This is a genomic window from Lacinutrix sp. WUR7 (assembly GCF_016864015.1).
Classification (GTDB): Bacteria; Bacteroidota; Bacteroidia; order Flavobacteriales; family Flavobacteriaceae; genus Oceanihabitans.
Genome location: NZ_CP045067.1, coordinates 2303264 through 2322264, shown reverse-complemented (window position 1 = coordinate 2322264; position 19001 = coordinate 2303264). Strand labels below are relative to the sequence as shown.

Annotated in this window: 16 protein-coding genes; 5 read left to right on the top strand and 11 right to left on the bottom strand. The window is 30.1% G+C overall.

The genetic code is table 11. The features are described from left to right. Positions 1–15 precede the first annotated feature (15 nt). A complete protein-coding gene (locus FG167_RS10120) occupies positions 16–3036 on the bottom strand; it encodes a tetratricopeptide repeat protein (protein ID WP_203458175.1) in 3021 nt (1006 codons plus the stop codon). 261 nt (positions 3037–3297) lie between these two features. Here FG167_RS10120 and FG167_RS10115 point away from each other — a divergent pair, with 261 nt between their 5' ends. Further along, positions 3298–4641 (top strand): hypothetical protein, encoded by a 1344-nt coding sequence (locus tag FG167_RS10115; RefSeq protein ID WP_203458174.1) that lies wholly within the window; start codon positions 3298–3300, stop codon positions 4639–4641. 4 nt (positions 4642–4645) lie between these two features. After that, the gene (locus FG167_RS10110) at positions 4646–5329 is read left to right on the top strand and encodes a cell division ATP-binding protein FtsE (RefSeq protein WP_055443072.1); all 684 of its coding nucleotides are present in this window, start codon (positions 4646–4648) and stop codon (positions 5327–5329) included. On the opposite strand, the gene FG167_RS10105 is transcribed toward FG167_RS10110, so the two are convergent. Next, a complete protein-coding gene (locus FG167_RS10105) occupies positions 5326–6960 on the bottom strand; it encodes a hypothetical protein (protein WP_203458173.1) in 1635 nt (544 codons plus the stop codon). The genes FG167_RS10110 and FG167_RS10105 overlap by 4 nt on opposite strands. 82 nt (positions 6961–7042) lie before the next feature. On the opposite strand from FG167_RS10105, the gene FG167_RS10100 reads away from it, so the two are divergent. Together FG167_RS10100 and FG167_RS10095 are read left to right on the top strand one after the other, a co-directional pair. Continuing rightward, positions 7043–7933, top strand: coding sequence for a glycosyltransferase family 2 protein (locus tag FG167_RS10100; protein WP_203458172.1), 891 nt, complete (start codon positions 7043–7045; stop codon positions 7931–7933). 3 nt (positions 7934–7936) lie between these two features. Then, entirely contained in the window at positions 7937–8875 is a 939-nt protein-coding gene (locus FG167_RS10095) for a glycosyltransferase family A protein (protein ID WP_203458171.1), read from the top strand. On the opposite strand, the gene FG167_RS10090 is transcribed toward FG167_RS10095, so the two are convergent. After that, entirely contained in the window at positions 8858–9268 is a 411-nt protein-coding gene (locus FG167_RS10090) for an FdtA/QdtA family cupin domain-containing protein (RefSeq protein WP_203458170.1), read from the bottom strand. The genes FG167_RS10095 and FG167_RS10090 overlap by 18 nt on opposite strands. Further along, positions 9258–10373, bottom strand: coding sequence for a glycosyltransferase (locus FG167_RS10085; RefSeq protein ID WP_203458169.1), 1116 nt, complete (start codon positions 10371–10373; stop codon positions 9258–9260). Before FG167_RS10085 ends, FG167_RS10090 begins: the two co-directional genes overlap by 11 nt. A 31-nt stretch (positions 10374–10404) precedes the next feature. Here FG167_RS10085 and FG167_RS10080 point away from each other — a divergent pair, with 31 nt between their 5' ends. Beyond that, positions 10405–11547, top strand: a complete 1143-nt coding sequence (locus FG167_RS10080; RefSeq protein ID WP_203458168.1) for a glycosyltransferase — start codon at positions 10405–10407, stop codon at positions 11545–11547. On the opposite strand, the gene FG167_RS10075 is transcribed toward FG167_RS10080, so the two are convergent. The 7 genes from FG167_RS10075 to FG167_RS10045 form a co-directional block, all read right to left on the bottom strand. Beyond that, the gene (locus tag FG167_RS10075) at positions 11544–12380 is read right to left on the bottom strand and encodes a phytanoyl-CoA dioxygenase family protein (protein WP_203458167.1); all 837 of its coding nucleotides are present in this window, start codon (positions 12378–12380) and stop codon (positions 11544–11546) included. The two genes, FG167_RS10080 and FG167_RS10075, sit on opposite strands and share 4 nt — an antisense overlap. A gap of 3 nt (positions 12381–12383) precedes the next feature. Continuing rightward, positions 12384–13709, bottom strand: coding sequence for an O-antigen translocase (locus FG167_RS10070; RefSeq protein ID WP_203458166.1), 1326 nt, complete (start codon positions 13707–13709; stop codon positions 12384–12386). A 68-nt stretch (positions 13710–13777) separates the two neighbouring features. After that, entirely contained in the window at positions 13778–14878 is a 1101-nt protein-coding gene (locus FG167_RS10065; RefSeq protein ID WP_203458165.1) for a DegT/DnrJ/EryC1/StrS aminotransferase family protein, read from the bottom strand. Further along, entirely contained in the window at positions 14875–15747 is an 873-nt protein-coding gene (locus FG167_RS10060; RefSeq protein WP_239004368.1) for a GNAT family N-acetyltransferase, read from the bottom strand. The genes FG167_RS10065 and FG167_RS10060 overlap by 4 nt, the downstream gene beginning before the upstream one ends. A gap of 146 nt (positions 15748–15893) precedes the next feature. Further along, the gene (locus FG167_RS10055; protein ID WP_203458164.1) at positions 15894–17387 is read right to left on the bottom strand and encodes a sulfatase-like hydrolase/transferase; all 1494 of its coding nucleotides are present in this window, start codon (positions 17385–17387) and stop codon (positions 15894–15896) included. Further along, positions 17377–18765, bottom strand: a complete 1389-nt coding sequence (locus FG167_RS10050; protein ID WP_203458163.1) for a class I SAM-dependent methyltransferase — start codon at positions 18763–18765, stop codon at positions 17377–17379. The genes FG167_RS10055 and FG167_RS10050 overlap by 11 nt, the downstream gene beginning before the upstream one ends. Before the next feature lie 3 nt (positions 18766–18768). Further along, the gene (locus FG167_RS10045) at positions 18769–18966 is read right to left on the bottom strand and encodes a hypothetical protein (protein WP_203458162.1); all 198 of its coding nucleotides are present in this window, start codon (positions 18964–18966) and stop codon (positions 18769–18771) included. Positions 18967–19001: the final 35 nt, after the last annotated feature.

The window sequence follows — 19001 nt, the reverse complement described above, 5'->3', positions numbered from 1 at the left end:
TTCGCAGGAATTTGTTTAATCTTCTGGAACAACAGACGCATTTGTCTTTGCTTGTTCTTCTTTTATTTTGCTTAATTCGGTTTGTGCTTCTGCAACTACATCTTCAAAGGCTGCAAAATTTTTAATTACACTTTCTAAAATGTAGGTAGCTTGAAAGGCGTCGTCTAAAGCGTAATAATTTTTCGCCATCACCACTAATCCTTTTGCGCTGTAATATTTATAGCCAGAATAATCTTTTGCTAAACGTTGGATAGCTGTATTTGAAGCTTCATAACTTCCTGCTTTATTTTTAAAATAGCCATTATAAAACAACGCTTCTGCTGCGGTTTCTCCTGTCGCTGTTAATTCCACTTGTGCATAGGCCGTTTTTGCTCTGTCTTCGTTTCCTGTTTTCATTGCAGAACGTGCAATAATCACATGTGCATCACTTTTAATTTTATTATCTAAGCTACTTTTTAATAGTACTTTTTCCGCGTAAGCGACAGCCTCATTATATTTTTCTAACTCGTAATTTGCTTTCATTAAATTAGATTGTGCAAAGATTACATTTTGCGGAAAGTTTGCTTCCATTTCTAACCTAGTTAACACTGGAATGGCGTCGGCCCAATTTTTACTTTCGGTATAAATTTGTGCCAAACGCATCAAAGATTCTTCGGTAAATTCACTTTGCGAAGCTTGGGTCACATATTTAAAATGTGGTGCAGCGGTTTCCTTTAAATCCTTTTTGAAATATAATTGTGCGACATAGAAATGCGCTTGTAAAGCATGTAATCCGTTTGGAAATTCTTGTAAGTAACCATTAAACTGCTTAATTGCTTTATCGGTTTCATTATCTAAATACTTCTTTTCGGCAGCTTCATAGGTGGTATTATCTAAATCGGCATTAGTAACTTCGATATAATCTAAGGTTTTCACCCAAGAAGCGTATTCGTCTACTTTTCCTAAATCGATATAAATTAAACGTGCTGTAGCAACCGCTTGATTTGCTTCTGGAGTTCCAGGGAAATCTGCCGCAACCTTTTTAAATTTGGTTAAAGCGGATTGGTTTTCGCTTCCATTATAATAAACTAATCCTTGTCGGAGTAATGCTTTTGGCACGAATGGACTACGAGAATATTCGCTATTTAAACGATCATAAGCTTGCATTGCTTTGTCTGTGTTTCCTGCTTTTACATAGGAATTACCAAGCTCATAAATTGCATCATCGCGTAATTTAGAAGCTTCATACGTATTTATAAACGTTTCTAATTGCGTAATCTTTTGGGAAGCATTTCCGGCATAACCAATACTTAATGCTTTTTGAAAAAATGCGTAATCGGATTCGATTTTTCCTATTTTAATTGCTTCGTCATAAGCTTGAATGGCTTCGTTATACTGACTAGAAACAAAATAACCATCTGCCAAACGAAGATATGCATCATTCAATCTTACTTTATCCTCTTTTCTTTTACTTATAAATTGATTGAAATATTGTGTTGCTTGCGTATAATTTTTCTGTTTAAAATAGGTGTATGCAATATTGTAATCTAAGTTGGTAATTTCTGGCGTTTCTGTTGCAGAGGTTTGTTGTTCAAATTGTTTAAAACCAACTAAAGCATCTTCAAAATTAGAAAGATTGTAATCGGTTTCTGCTTTCCAAAAAGTTGCTCTTGCAGTATATTTAGCGTCTTGTGGTTCTTTTAAAGACGTATTAAAAAGTTTTAAAGCTTCCTGGTATTTGCTTTCATTGTACAATTCAATTCCTCTATAAAAAGTCACCTTTTGGTACGCTACTTTATTTTCAAAACTCTTTTTACCTTCTAATAACTTTAAGGCTTCCTTGTAGTTTTTAGAAGTGATATACGAATCGATTAGCAAGGTTTCTATTTCGCTTTTGTATGCTGTTTCTGGATATGTATCTAAATAAGTAGATAATACTTGCGGAACAGATTGGTACGGATTTCCTATTTCGTAACTAATCTTCGCATAATTTAACCATGCATCCTCTTGAATTTTTAAGTCGTAATCCATTTCTGAAGCATTACGAAACGCATTTAAAGCCTCTTGTTTTTTGTCTAGATTCACATAGCTTTCCCCTAAATGATAGTAGGCATTTTGTGCTACGCTATTATTTCCTCCAACAATTTTATTGAACTCGTTGATGGCTTTCTGATACTCTTTTTGTTTGTAGTATGCATAGCCAAGCTGGTAATAATCGGTGTTATTCCACTTACCTCGAGTCCCTTCATATTTAGATAAAAAAGGAATAGCCTCTGGATATTTCTCTAGGTTAAAATAGCTTTCACCAATTATTTTGTTGAGTTGCGAAACTTCGGTTTCATCACTATTAGGAACTTGTTCTTTTGCCAGTTTTATAGCTTCTTCAAACTTACCGAGTTTAAAATGTAAATCTGCTTGATAGTAAGAAAGCTTCTCTTTGTATTTTTCTTCTTCACCAACTTGATCAAAGTACTCGTTTGCCTTATCATAATCATCACTTTGATATGCCATAAACCCGATATAATACTTGGCTTGCGATCCATATTCTTGTGAGTTTTCTACACGACTCAAATATTCTTTTGCTGTTTTAAAATCTTGCGTTACAAAAGCAACGTAACCATTATTAAAGTTGAATCTTTCCTTTTCGGTTCTTGCTAATCCGCTTTCATCTACTTTATCGTACCATTTTTTAGCGTGTGCATATTTTTCGTTGGTAAAATAATAATCTGCAACATCTACATAAGCAGTATTTCGTTTGGTACTTGTAGGATAATCTGCTACAAAGTTTTCAATTAGTTGATCTGCGTTTTGTTGGTTTAATCGCACGGCACAATTTGCTATAAAGAAAGCACAATCACTTTCTAAAACATCTGCTTTTGCCGTTCTCTTTATTTGATTAAATAAAGATTGTGCTGCTAAATATTGTTGATTATTATATAAGCTTAACGCTTTTTGATAGGCTACAAGATCACTGGTGTATATTGCCGATTGTTGTGCAAATATTGGAAAACTACAAGCTATAGCTAATAGAAGTATGTATAGATTTTTTCTAGTCATGGACTATGTTTTTTATTAAAGAATCAAAGATAAATCAATATGTAAGTGATAACGAAATAATTTTGTTATAATTATAAACCGAGTTATTAAAAATTGGCTGAAGCTAGATGATGAAGGACCGATGACTGGTGACCAAAGACTGAAATTAATTGTAGGAAACAAAAAACTTTTAACTTTTAATTTTTAGCTTTTAACTTTTTAATAATACATTTACATCTCTTAAAATCAATAATTGTATAAAACGCGTACTCTTTTTAAATAATGATAATTAAAAAACTAGATACTTTTATCCAAAAATACACACTTCCAATTTTAATTATTTATGGTCTAATAATTAGACTTGTTATTTTTATGAATTATAGTGATGATGGAATATTTAAAGATTCTCAGAATTATATCGATTTAGCTACCGCTATTAGTGATTTCAACTTAAATGGCTATACAGGAGAACGCACACCCGGCTTCCCTACTTTAATTGCATTATGTGCAAACAGTTTAAAATTAACCATACTATTTCAATCTTTTTTAGGAATATTAAATATAATTTTACTCTACAAGTATGCTTATTTAAGAACTAAAAATAAAATCACTTCCTTTTGGATCGCCTTTATTACAACTTCTTTTTTGAATTTTTTATTTTTCGAGTTGGCAATATTAACTGAAACGCTAACGGTTACTTTAATGCTTCTTATATTCTGGTATATTGAAAACTTTAAACTACTGGATAACGATTCTAAACCAAAACATCTTTTTATTCTATCCTTACTATTTGCTAGTATCTATTTAACTAGACCCATGTTTATATATTTACCTATCGGTTTCTTTCTTTTTTACATTGTAAAAAACGCCTCTTTTGGAATTAAAAAAACATTTTTAAAAGCAATTATTGTATTAATTATTCCTTTCATATCTTTTTACAGTTGGTGTTCTTTAAACGAAAGAAATATTGGATATTTTACTAGCACTTATTATTTAGGGATTAATTTGTCACAAACAGCAACTTTCTTTTTTGAAAAGGCTCCAGAAAAAGACAAAGTAATAAGAGATATTTTTGTTAAACACAGAACCTACCTTGAAGAACAAAATCAGTCAGGCAAATACGCAATGACAGTTTGGCACGCATATAAAGAACTACTTAAGGAGACCAAACTCTCTCCTCCAGATTTATCTCACGAATTATCTAAAATATCTATAGATTTATTTAAAAAACATCCTGATTTATATGTAAAACAAGTAGCAATTTCTTGGGTTAATTTTTGGAGATCCACTTCTGCATTATTATGGCATACAAGTAGTTTTAAATCTCCATTAGCGAATACTATTTTCTCGGCACTATGGAATTACGTTCAAAAACCGTTACTCTTACTTTCAAACTTTTTGTTTCTCCTATTTTCTTTAATAAAAATTATTACTTTTAAATTTAAAAAATTTGATTCTGATTTATTTCTTATTGCTATTGTTCTTTCAGGATCATTAGCACAAGCTTTGGTTGCTTATGGTACTAATTCGAGATTCTGTTTTCCTTTTTTTCCATTAATAATTTTCTTTACAATAACAAATATCACCAATTTAAAAAACCGTTTAGGTTATAACAAAATACTATAAACTTATGTCGAATCTTGTTTTACAATTAAAAGATGTTTCTATTTTTCAAGGAAACAACTTAGTGCTTTCTGATGTCAATGTAGAAGTTAACAAAGGAGATTTTGTCTATTTAATAGGAAAAACGGGTTCTGGGAAAAGTAGTTTTATGAAAACACTTTATGGCGATTTGGCTTTAACACAAGGTGAAGGACATATTGTAGATTATGATTTACGTAAATTAAAGGAAAAGGACATTCCGTTTTTAAGACGAAAGCTTGGTGTTGTTTTTCAAGATTTCAAATTACTAACAGATAGAACGATTAACGACAATTTATTATTTGTTTTAAAAGCAACAGGCTGGAAAGACAAAGATAAAATGAAAACTAGAATTGATGAAGTTTTAGATAAGGTTGCCATGAAAACCAAAGGTTTTAAGTTTCCGCATGAACTTTCTGGTGGAGAACAACAACGTGTTGCTATTGCTAGAGCCTTATTGAATGATCCTGAATTAATCCTAGCAGATGAGCCAACAGGAAATCTAGATCCGCAAACCAGTATTGAGGTTATGGAAGTTTTACAAGAAATTAATAAAAATGGAAATACTATTTTAATGGCTACGCATGATTATGCTTTGTTATTAAAATACCCAAGTAAGACTTTAAAGTGTGATGAAAATCAGATTTTTGAAGTGGTACAACGTAAGAGTTAAAATAGCCAATTAAAGAAACGTTTCAAGCCGCTTTCCTTTTTATTCTCTTTTTCCTCATTTGTACTATTTGTACTGGTAGATGCCGTTTTTTCCACTGCATTAAATTCGATAATAAATACGCCAAAATTATTTAATGTTTTATTTTCTGAAGGATGTACAGCTTGCATTGGCACTGTTATCTTAGAGCCTTCCGTTAATGTTCCAGTCTTTAAAACACTGTCTAAATTCTCTACATCTGTAATGGAATACTTGCTTCCTTTTTCGATGTTGTATTCCGAGAAATCGACAACCACATCTTGCTCCTCTTTATTAAAAAGCACCACTCGGTAACTACTGGATTTGTATTCGCTTTTTGTAATATCTAAAACGTTGGCTAAGTTAAATGCACCAATGTGTTTTTTTTGGCTGTTTGTATCTATATTAAACTTCGTTTTCCAATCGTTAAAGGAATAGTTTGTTTTATGAATACGGAAACCTGCCGTATTTTTTGAATAATATGTATTATTAGAAAACTTCCAATTATTATTTTTTGCTAGATCGAAAACCGAGTTTGTAAAATTCATATACCCCGTATAAACCGTATTGTTTGTAAAGGTTAGCGTTTTTGCATACAGAATTCTCAATGCGTTATTTCTTCCTAAAATAAGATTATTATCTACCACCACATTTTCTACTGGCGCTTTATGATAAAAACCGATGGTTAGCGATGGCGCATCACCATTTACCTCATTTTTTAAATAGTTTGTATTGTGATACAAAATGTTATTGGTAACCTTAATATTCTTTGCAATGTTTATAGCATTTCTATCGTCTGAAGCGACAATAATATTATCTACCGTGTACTTATTTGCAGGCAAACCACTATTAAAAATGACATTATTATCTAGAGTGATATTTTTAACATATTCAAAATCTGCATTTCTTCCTGCAGACCAAACTTCAATACCTTTATAGTAATTATTAAAAATGACATTGTTTTTAATAATTCGTTCTTCTTCACTTTTGTTCTGAACATAAAATCCTTCTCCAGCACCTCTTCCTTTTTCATTAATCACACCGTTATTGAAAACAAAACATTCGGCAATTAAGGTTCCTCCAGTACTTTTCCAAGAACCAAAACCTAATCCAGGATTATTATATATTTTAAGGTTTATGAACTTGCAATTTCTTCCTTCTAAATGATAAACTCCTGCAATTCCCTTAAATTTCTTAATTCTAAAATCTCTATTAAAACCACCCAACCAAGTAACTTCAAAATCCTTATAAATTACTTGTCCACCACGAATGCCTAGGGTCTGTCCGTTGGTAGAAGCAACATTTCCATTTAAAATCACTCGATCGTTTGGATATGCACTTACTGTAATGTATTTATTTGGAATGGTGCTATTGAGCGTACTATTGTATCTACCATTATAAACCCCTTCATGCAACCAAATGGTATCCTCACCTTTAACTGTTTTATTAGATTGGGTTAATGCGGTTTGTAAATCCCAAGGATTTTGCAACGACCCGTTTCCTGTAGTTTTCCCTGGTGTTGTTTTATGGTTTTCAGGAAACACATGAAACTCTTGCTGTGCAAAGCTTAGCGTTACAAATAAAGCAGACAAAATAGTAAGACAGATTTTCTTCATAGTAACAAAATTACAATTACTATACCAATAGCAAACAGATTACATTATTTTTGTTAGTTTTGAACAAATCTAACAAGCATTCATGCTCTCTATATTAATTCCCACATACAATTACAACATTAGCGCTCTTGTGGCGGAAGTGTATGCCCAAATAAAGCAGCTAGATGTGGCTTTTGAAATATTGTGTTATGATGATGGCTCCAAAGATAAAAGCATTATTGCTGCCAATAAAGAGATTAATAGTCTAGAAAACACAAAATACCATATACTAGAAAAAAACATTGGTAGAAGTGCTATTAGAAATCTTTTAGCAAAAGAAGCAAAATTTGAATGGTTGCTTTTTTTGGATGCAGATGTACTACCAAAAGAAAAAGACTTTATAGCTACCTATTTAAAATCCATAACCAAAACATCGCAAGTTATTTATGGCGGAATTTTGTATAGCGAAAAGAAACCTAACAATAACCACTTACTACGATGGGCTTACGGAAGAAAACGTGAAGCACTGCCTACAATACAAAGAAACCAAAATCCTTACTTAAGCTTTTTAACGCTTAACTTTCTAATTAAAAAAGACGTATTTAATGTTGTCTCTTTTGATGAAGATATACCCAATTTAAGACATGAAGACACGCTGTTTTCATATCATTTAAAATTAAAACAGATTAAAATAGAACATATTGAAAATCCAACATACCATTTAGGTTTAGAAGAAAGCAGCTTGTTTTTAAAAAAATCTATCGAATCTGTAGATGCTTTACACCTATTTTTAAAACAAAACTTAATCCCTAAAGACTATACACTAATAACTAAAGTGTTTTTTAAACTAAAAAAAGTAAAGCTTCATTATATGTTTGCCTTTATTTATAAAGCATTTAAAGGTTCTTTTGATAAAAACTTACTTTCAAAAAAACCTTCTCTCTACCTATTTGATTTATACAGATTAAGCTACCTTTGTTACTTACACACGTAATTAATGCCCTTTTTTTCCATAATAATTCCATTATACAACAAAGAACATTTTATTGTTAACACAATACAGAGTGCTCTTGACCAAACATTTCAAGATTTTGAAATCCTTATAGTTAATGATGGTTCTACAGATGGCAGTCTACAAAGTTTAAGCGTACTTAAGGATTCTAGGATCCAAGTGCATACTATAAAAAATCAAGGTGTTTCTCATGCCAGAAACTACGGAATTGAAAAAGCAAATGCAGATTATATTGCTTTTTTAGATGCGGATGATTTATGGCTAAATAACCATTTAGCACAACTAAAAAAACTCACCGAAGATTTCCCTAATTGCGGTTTGTATGCAAATGCGTATGTAAAGAAAATAGGCGAAATTACATTAGAATCTGATTATATAGATATTCCGAAAGCTTGGAATGGCATTGTTACAGACTATTTTAAATCTAGTATATTTAGTTGTATTGCTTGGACATCTGCAGTAATGGTTCCTAAAAAAATATTAGAAGATTATAATGGGTTTGATGAAAAAATCACATTTGGAGCTGGCGAAGACACCGACTTATGGATTAAAATCGCCATACAACACCAAGTCGCTTTTAATAGTAATGTTACTGCTATTTACAACTTGCATGCAGAAAACAGAATCTCAAACTCTAATACGAACTTAAGAAATTTTCTAGATTTAGAGGCCTACGAAGAAGAAGCGAAAAACAATGCTTCATTAAAAACGTATCTAGATTTAAATAGATTTTCTATTGCATTACAATACAAACTTGTGGGTAATAAAAAACAGATGGATTTTTACTTAAAACATTTAGATAAAAGTAATTTAAACGCGAAACAGCGTTTTTTACTTAGTTGTAATAAAAGTGTTTTAGTCTTTTTAATGAAAACACAAAATGTATTAAGACAGTTTCATGTTAATTTAAGTCCGTTTAAATAACTCGAAGTCTTTATAGGCTCTTATGTAGTCGCTTTCATCATATTCGTTAGAAGCTAAAACCAAGCATACAGAACCAGAAGAAAAGTTATCAATTTCCCGCCAGATTCCAGGGACAATTAACAAGCCTTTATTGGGTTTATTTAAGGTTATTTTTCTTTCGTTTTCACCATCTTTTAAATGCACTTCAAAACTACCACTTAAAGGAATTAGAAACTGATATAAGTTTTTATGCGCATGACCACCACGATAAGAATCGCTTGGCACATCATATAAATAATATACTCTTTTAACGGCAAATGGTATGCAATCTTTTTCAACAACAGCTAGCTTACCACGAGTATCACTTACTGTTGGTACTTCAATAATTTTAACGTCGTTTACGCTAGTTTTCATTTAAATTTTCAATTAGTTTATTCCAGTCTTTACTTATATTTTCAACAGAAAACTTTTCTACACTTTGCTTAGCATTTGCTTTACAATGCTGATAAAGTACTTTGTCAAATATAAAACTATTCATTGCATCTGCTAAGGCATTTACATCATAATTTTCTACTAGCAATCCATTTTCCCTATTTTCTATTACTTCTTTTGGTCCCGAGGTACAGTTAACAGCGATCACAGGAGTTGCTAATGCTAACGATTCTGGAATTACCATAGGAAAACCTTCATGTCTACTTGTAAGCATGGTGAATAAAGCATTTTTCACATACGGATACGGATTTGCAGTAAACCCCTTGAATACTACATCATTTTCGAGCTGTAATTCTTTGGTGTAATTTACAATCTTATTATAATCATCTCCATTACCTAATATTAATAATTTAATATGCTGTTCTGGCAGTTTGGATGCTTTATATGCTTGTAATAATAAGCTAATATTTTTATGGTGATCGTCTATTCTTCCGTAAAAAATAATATAGTTGTTATTTTCTATTTCAAAGGTATTAGCTTCGGAAGCCTTTTGTTCTATCTCTTCAAAGTTAAACGCATTATAAACGGTATGCATTTTTTTAATTTGAAATTCTTCTTTAAATTTTTGACTAATTTCTTCTGAAACAGCAGTAAATGTTTCCTTTTTATACAACCAATTATTCAGCCATTTATATGGTGTAAACGTTTTTTCTTGCACGTAATTATGAAGCACATAAATTACAGGAATATTGTTGTACAAATATTTAGTAAAGATGCATTCTCTATACGCCAACACACGATATCTGTTATCAATAACAACATCGAAGTTTTCTTTTTTAAGGTATTTCTTAAATTTTCTGAATCTTTTGATTTTTCCTGAAAAAGTATCGTTTTTATCTTTAAATTCACCTAAGTTAAAAAGCGTACCAGAATATGCATATTCTACTTGCGATAACATTGTTACAACATGAATATCATAACCTAAATTATGCAAAATATGCGTAAGGGTTGCCGAAGATTTTTCTGCTCCTCCTTTTGCAAGAGAAGAAGTAACTACGCAAATCTTTTTTTTATTGTTATTTTGCAATGGATAATTTATTAGAAACCAAATATAGTAAATGAAAATCTTATTATTAGGAGAATATAACTCTTCGCACTATACTTTAAAAGAAGGATTGCAAAAACTTGGCCATGAAGTATTGGTGGTAGGTCATGGCGATGGATTTAAAAAAAGAAAAGTAGATATATCTTATTCTTTAAAATACACAACAGGCTTTTCTAGTAAAGTAAAAACCGCTTTATACAAGTTATTTGGTTTTGAAATTACTTCGTTAAGTGTTAAAAAGCAATTTAATGATTTTAAAGAACAACTAACTGGTTTTGATATTGTACAGCTAATTAATGAAACCCCGTTTAATACCATACCCAAAGTAGAAAAGGAACTGTTGGATTTTATTTTTAAAAACAATAAAAATGTTTTTCTGCTTTCTTGTGGTACAGACTATGTTAGCATAAAATATGCACACGATAAAAAGTTTAGATACTCCATACTCACGCCTTATTTTAATAACAAAAGCACGAAAAAAGATTTCTGGCATGCTTTAATGTACTTAACTACTCCTTATGTAAAGCTGCATGAATATGTCTATAAAAACATAAAAGGGGTTATTGCTAGCGACTTAGACTACCACATCCCTTTAATAGGAAATGAAAAATATTTAGGAAAGGCTCCTAACCCAATTAATCTAGAAAAATTGAAATATATAGATTTAGAGGTAACTGGTAAGATTGTTATTTTTCACGGTATTAATTCTTTTAATTATTACAAAAAAGGAAACGACATTTTTGAAGAAGCTTTAGCTATTTTAAATAAAAAACATGCAGATAAAATAGAAATCATTACTGTAAAAAGTTTACCATACCAAGAATATATTAAAGCTTTTGATACTGCTCATATTTTATTAGATCAAGTATTTGCTTACGACCAAGGTTTTAATGCTTTGGAAGCTATGGCAAAAGGAAAAGTGGTTTTTACTGGAGCCGAACAAGAATGGTTAGATTATTTTAATATTGAAGAAGATACTATTGCGATTAACGCTTTACCTGATGCCAAAAAAATTGCTGAAAAACTGGAGTGGCTAATCTTAAATCCTAACAAAATCACAGAAATATCTAAAAATGCTAGAGCTTTCATAGAAAAAGAACATCATTATGTAGATGCTGCAAAAATATATTTAGAAAAATGGCAATCTAAAATTTAATCTAAAATTCTAGGGAAACGCAACTCTAAAGATACTCTAGTAATATCTTTATTATTATTTACTGCAGCACCATGAATTAAGAAAGGTGTAAAAATTAAAGCTTCCCCTTGCTTTGGGTTTGGCCTTATCATTTTAATACTTCCGGTTTTGGTTTCTAAAATACATGGCACATAATATATATTACCATTTATCTCTGCTCCTTTGCTTTCGGTTCTTAAAATTTCGTTTTCCGGAATTAAATGACTTCCGGGAAGAACAGGTAACGACGCCTTTTCATTACAACCAACAATTGGTATCCAAACATTAATAATGTCTTCCCAATAGCTTAAATACCCATCTCTGTGTGGCGGATTGATATCTAATGAGTTTGGTCTACTTATTCTAATCTGTATATGTGATTTTTGCAATTCTTCTACCCAAGAGGTTAGTTTATACCCTAAAATATCACCAAAACGCTCTGCCAAGGCATCTATATTAAAATCGAAATCTTTGTTTTCTAAATTTCTAGTAATATCAATAACTTGATTATGTAATTCATTGGTATTAACAACCTCATGGTATTTTTCAAGCGTAAACGTATCTTCGTTAAAAGAAATATTATTCGCTTTTATGGCATCCATAATATTTTGGGTTAGGGACTTCTTTAATCTTTCAAATTCATCATTTATAAAAGCAGTAACCACTTTATACCCTTCAGCTTCCCAAGACATTTTGGATAAAACACTATCGGCTTTATTGTATAGCAATTCTTCTTTTCCCCAGAAAAAATCACCTTTCACTTTAAAAGCATAAGGTGTATTATCTAAATAAATATGACAGGTTTTTGTATTCATGATTTAAACTTCTAAGTCTTTTTCATCTTCTTCAACTTCATCTGGAATCACACCAAAAAGTGAAGAACTGAAGATTAATAAAATGATAATATAATAAATTGCATAATTTACAAAGTGGGCAATTGCTGCCCCTTTAACACCATATAAATCTATAAAATAAATACTAGCTAGATACATTAAAAGTACAGAAAAAGCTTCGGTTATGATATAGTGCCAAAACATATTCTTGGCTAAAAATTGATAGGAAATTACCACCGATAATACTTTGACAAAATCACCTAATAATTGCCAAAAAAACAAATCTTCAACAGGTTTAAATTTGTCCGTTAACACCACTGTTATTATAAAAGATCGAAGCACATAAATAACAACTAAACCTAAAGCAAATATTGGCACTATGGTTTTATAAAAACCAAAAATTTCTTTTCTAAATTCTTTAACGTTATCAATTTCTGACAAACGCGGTAAGATGTATAATGTTAATAAGGAGCTTACAAACATTAAATAATATTTAGATATTCGTGTCATTGCTTCCCAAAAACCTGCCGCTTCCAAACTAACATTATCTATGATATAATTTCTAACAACAACCGAAACTATTGGTAAAACGATGGCTGAAAACAGTGCCATTATAGAATAAGAACTTAATTTTTTAATAGAAGAAAGTCTAACGTTTTTAATCTTGATTAACGGGATTAAACTTCGTTGATTTAAAATACCAACTAAGGTTATTAAAAAGATTAAAGATTCTGCTATTACAATTGCTATTAATGCGCCATCTATTCTATTCAACCAAATTAAAAGAACGGTTACAACGGTCCCGAGAACTTGACCGATTATATTAATAATCAGTATTAATTTATACTTAGAAAAGCCATTTAAAATAGAAAAAGCGAACATGTTTAAGGTATAAAAAGGCAATGCAATTGCAAATATTTTTATAACATAAGCATAGTCACTATATCCCGGAAACAGAGAATCATTAATGTAATCTGTATTAAAGTAACACAAAAAAGAAACCAGAAAAGTAGAAACAAAACCAATGTAGAACACGGTAGATAAAGTTTTACTTAACTCTAAAGCATTCTCTTTAAATTCTGCTACATATTTTACAACACCATTGTAAAGACCTAGAATTGAAATGGACTGTGCAGATCGTAAAAAATCACGCAAATTCCCTATTAAAGCCATTCCTTCTGCACCTATAAAATATGCAATAGCTTTAGAGGTTAAAAAACCTGTAATTATTTTAGTTAAAACTGCTGCCGAATTTAACGAAGCAACTTTAAATAGAACATTAGAGTTTATATAATTTAATAAGCGTTTCAAATATTTAAGTATGTTCTTTTATTGTATTTAGATCTTTGTGATTCTAAATACAGATAAAACAGTTTCAATTAATATGCGTTTATAGTTTGTATAATTTGGGTAATTTCTTTTTTTGTTAAAACAGGACTTATTGGTAAACTTACAATGTTTTTATGAATAAGTTCTGTTACTGGTAATTTTAAAGAAGCAAAATCCTTTAATGCTTCTTGCTTATGTGGCGCAATAGGATAATGTATTAGTGTTTCTATTTCATTCTGCTTTAAAAAACTTGTAAAATCGGCTCTATCTTCTACTAAAATGACAAAAAGATGAAACACATGATTTTTAGAATTATCATAAAATGGAAGTGTTATTTTTTCGTTTTTAATTTCCGAAATAAAACGCTTTGCTATTTCTCGTCGTTTTTCATTATCTGCATCTAACTTTGGAAGCTTTATGTTTAAAAAAGCGGCTTGTATTTCGTCTAACCTATTATTAAAACCAATGGTATCATGTAAATACTTTTTAGAAGAACCATAGTTTCTCAGTTTTCTTATTACTGCAGCTAAGGCATCATTATTTGTAGTAATAGCTCCTCCATCACCTAATGCTCCAAGATTTTTGGCAGGATAAAAGCTAAATGCAGCTACGTCACTAAGATTCCCTGCTTTTTTATTGTTTTCATACACTGCTCCGTGTGCTTGTGCTGCATCTTCAACAACCAATAATCCGTGTTTTTCTGCGAGTGTATTTATACTTTGCATATCTGCTATTTGTCCGTATAGATGCACCGCAAGAATCGCTTTGGTATTTGGAGTTATTTGTTTTTCTATTTCAGAAAGGGAGAGGTTATAGGTTACCAAATCTGGTTCGATAAAAACAGGCTTTAATCCAGAATGGATAACAGCTAAAAAACTTGCAATAAAGGTATTTGCAGGCACAATAACTTCGTCACCATCTTGTAACAAACCAAGTTCTTTATAGGCTTTAAAAATTAAAATTAAAGCATCTAAACCATTACTTGTTCCTATACTATGTTTGGTACCACAATAGCTTGCAAAATTGGTTTCAAAAGTAGCAACTTGCTTTCCTAAAATATAATAACCAGAATCTAAAAACTGTTTAAATTGTTCTTGAAACGGAATATCAAAACGCGCATTAATCTTATGTAAGTCTAGAAACTTAATCATATAAATATAGTATCTAAATTATCCATATTCTTCAAATCTATTTGGTGAAAATCTTGGGTAATGGTTCTTGCTCCAAAACCTTCTTTCCAATATTGCAAGCCTTGATTTATATTTTTGCTTTGGTTTTCATTAGAGATTCCAAAATCAAAATACGCTTTATCTTTAAAAACTTCATTAATTAAATATAGGTGTAAAAAATCAAGACTACCAATAACATTTTTATCTGCATTTCCAGAAATATATTGCGAATGTGCAACCTGGTTTGTTTCGAAAATAGTAGTTCCTGCTACAAGAACATTATCTTGATACACATTGAATTGTCTAATATTTTTGGGAAACTTATTTTTTAAATTTTTAATTTCTTGTAAAGAATGTACTGGTTGTGCTTCATGTTTTGCATTCAAATTTGGGATAAGAATGGTATTCCAAAAGGCATCAAATTCTGCAACCTCTTTAACCTCCAAGTTTTGTTTTAAAGCCCTTTTATTTCCAGCAATTCGGTCTTTAGATAGTTTTGGTTTATATTTTAGATTTAAAACAGAAAGTGTATCTCTTTTAATTAATTCTGCTTGTAAAACAAACATTAGATATTGCATTTCATCATTAGGTACTAGACTATAAATAGAAGGAAACTGTTTTAACTGTAAAGTTTTAACACCTTTTTCTTTATAATAATTTAATACTGCTTTTAAGCATCGAGCAACATCCTTTAATTTTAGTTTTTCTGAAACAACTAGCCCTCCATAGGTTAATCCTTGATGTGAAAACACGTTTTCATTAGTTATGTTTGCTGGTAAAACAGCAATTAGCTTATCATTTTTATAAATTAATAACGAAAAATCATCAAATCTATCTTGATGATATTCCATGAAATCTCTTTGAAATAAGAAAGTAGCATTTTTAGCTTTGGCAACAAAGTTGTTCCAAAGTGCTTTATTTTCTGGGTTATATTTATGGATAGTAAAACTAATTTGATTTCTTTTTATAAGGCTGAAAGTACTAATTTTATTAGTATTTATTTAGATAATTCTTTAAAAACAACTTCTCCTTTTTCATTTATTAGTTCATAAACTCCATAAGGTGCTCCTTTTTTAATAACCATATAGCTTTTATCATCTTGTAAATTATCTAAATAAGATGCGTCCTCTGCCAAATGAGCAAATAATATTCTAAAAAAATTAACTGGAGTTTTAAATTCAGTATCAAATTCTGGCGCTTCATTTGGCCACTTTATTGCTAACGTACTAGTGAAAATAGATTTAATTATTTTGTCGTCTGTTTGCTTCTTTCTAGCTTCTGGAGTTGCGTTTAAACCAACAAACCCACCATGATCTGCACTAATAACAATTAGCGCATTTTTATCTTTAGTATTTATAGTCTTTATTATTTTTTTTAGCCAAATATTTGTTTCTAATAATCTTTTTAAATATAATTCTCGTTCTGCATCTTTAGAATCACCAGCAAACTCGGATGTTGTAACATGACCTGGAGAAATTTTTTCAATAAAATAAAAGTTTGCAGATTCGCTATTGTTTTCTATTGCTTTATCTAAATCTGCAACTAAATCATTTTGTTTTTCAAATCCTCTAGAAAAATATGAAATGTTGGAATAATCAATATTACAAAAATCATATGCTATTTTAGGTCTATTAAGTAATAGATAAGAAAACTCTAATAGCAAATTTGTTTTGTAATTATTATTTTTTAAAATGGATACTACAGGATTTTCACCAACAATAATATCTCTAGAATTATATAATTCGGTTTGGGCTTCTTTTGGTGAATTATAATAATGATGTTTCATTGCAAAAAATGAACTATTGGAACTTAAAGTCGAAAAATAATTACTTCTAAAGTTGTAATATTTTTTAAACTCATTATCCTGTAAATAATTTTCAAAATCCCTATTATCAAAATTATAATGCCCTTTAACTAGTTCAGAAAAATTAGCATAACCATCAACCTGTATTATATAAATATTAGGTGTCTTTTTAAAAACAATAGCTTCAATATTGTCTGGTTGTTCCATCCATTTATTGGAATAAGAAACAAAACCAACAATCTTTAAAATTAAAAAAGGAATAACAAAGATTGCCAATATAAATTGCAAAACAATAATTTTTTTAAAATGCTTATAAATTAGGATTGCTAGTAAACATGCAATAAAAATAAATAGTAATCCTATCTTTTTTTTTGCTATTCCATGCATGTTTATATATAAGAAAAAAGTAAAAAAAGCAAAGTTTAAAACTGGAAATAAAAATTTTCTCTTACCTTTTAGTAGGTTATATTTTTTAGTAATAAAACTTACAGAAACAAAAATTACTGTTGGTAATAATAAATATATAAAACAATAAAAATAAAATTGTTGCCAGGAGTTTATAAGCGTAAAATTCTTTTCAAAATTAAAAAGAAAAGGATACAATCCTGCTGCAACAGCTGCTATAACAGGAATTTCTTTTTTGCTATCTAGAAAAGTAATTACCTTATTTCTTAATTTACTTAACATGCTTTGGTTTTAGTAAATACATTACACGTTCACTATTTGTAATAGGTTTTTTTTCTAGTACTTCAAAATATATAGCATAAGCGGATTCAAAATTTTCTAAAGTATACCAATCAAAATGATCTTTAAAATCTACCTTACTACTTAACAAGCGTTGTACCCAAGAATCGTTTCTTTTTGGAAACTCGATAACCAAGTATTTAGAAAAGGAAGCAAAAAACTGTGCAGACATCTCAAAAGTTACATTACCAGATAAGGACATGTGATGAATTACTGCCAAAGCCAATGTAACATCTGGAGCAAAGTCTTTCATTCTATTTATAAAGGAATCGCGCTCCTTATTTTGAAAACCAATGGCTGCAGAAGGATTTAAAACATTTAAAACAAAAGGAGTAATAAAAGATTCTTTGTTCTCTTTAATTGCTTTATAATTAAAATCTACCGCATTATTGTCTATATCGCAAACCAATGCTTGCTTTAATTCGGAATTAATTTTTCTAACAAAAGTACCATCATTACCACCAACATCAATTAGCGTTTTTGCTTGCACATTTTCTATCCACGTATCAATTATTGTAGATTTTTCTACAAAAGCATCTGTACTATAATTGGTTTTATCGTAGTAATTACCCCATTCACTATGTTCTTTTAAAGTCAGTTTTTTAATATAATCATACAAGCTTTGTATAATATTTAATTGTCCTTTTTTAGATAAAGCGGAAGCTTTAGATTCCCCTTTATAATCTTCGTTATGCTTGTCTTCAAACTTTGCTAACAAATGAATATTAGCGTATAAAAACGGATTCATTTTTGTTTTAAACGGAAGCATAGAAGCTAACATTTTAATAGGAATACCATCTATAAAATTGCTCATCAACTTTAAAGATTGTGCGCCATGGTAATGTGCTAATACCAAGGGACCTAAAAAATGAGTGATAAATTGTTTGTATGCTCGCCAAGGTGTATTTTCTTGGTAAAAATCGAAAGAAAGTGTATCGATAAAAACAGCTTTTCCATCATGAAAAGTAACATTAAATGCTGTTGCATCTTTAAGTGAAAAACCTTTTTCTAAACTGTATTTCTGAAGCTTTAACGTTAATAACGCAGCTTCTTTATACATATTAAAACTCCACTCATAAGGATAGGTTATAAAAGGAATGTTTTCTGGTTGTATAACAATCTTATCTTCGGTTTTTGTTATTTCCCGATGTGGAATTAATAGTTTGTTTTTAAATAAACTATCAAAAAAACCAGAAGTTGTTAATGCGTTGTATTGCTTAAAATATATAGGAAATATTGCTCGCTTAATAACTCCTTCTTCCGTAAAAATATAACCAGAAGGATCTCTAAACGAAGAAGCGTGCTTGCTGTTATCTATCACGAACTATAGTTTGGTTTCTGTATCTTGATCTTTAATTTCAATATCGTCAAAAATATCTTCTTCCCGATTTTTAGAAAAGCCTAATAAAGTTTTAATTTTATACATTAAACCTTTAGAAAACAATATAACACCAGCGACTGCTGCTACAACTGCTTGAATAATCATTGCGCCTAAACCTGGATCGAAATATAATAAATGCATATTGAAATTTTTTGTAAATATACTAAACTTAAACT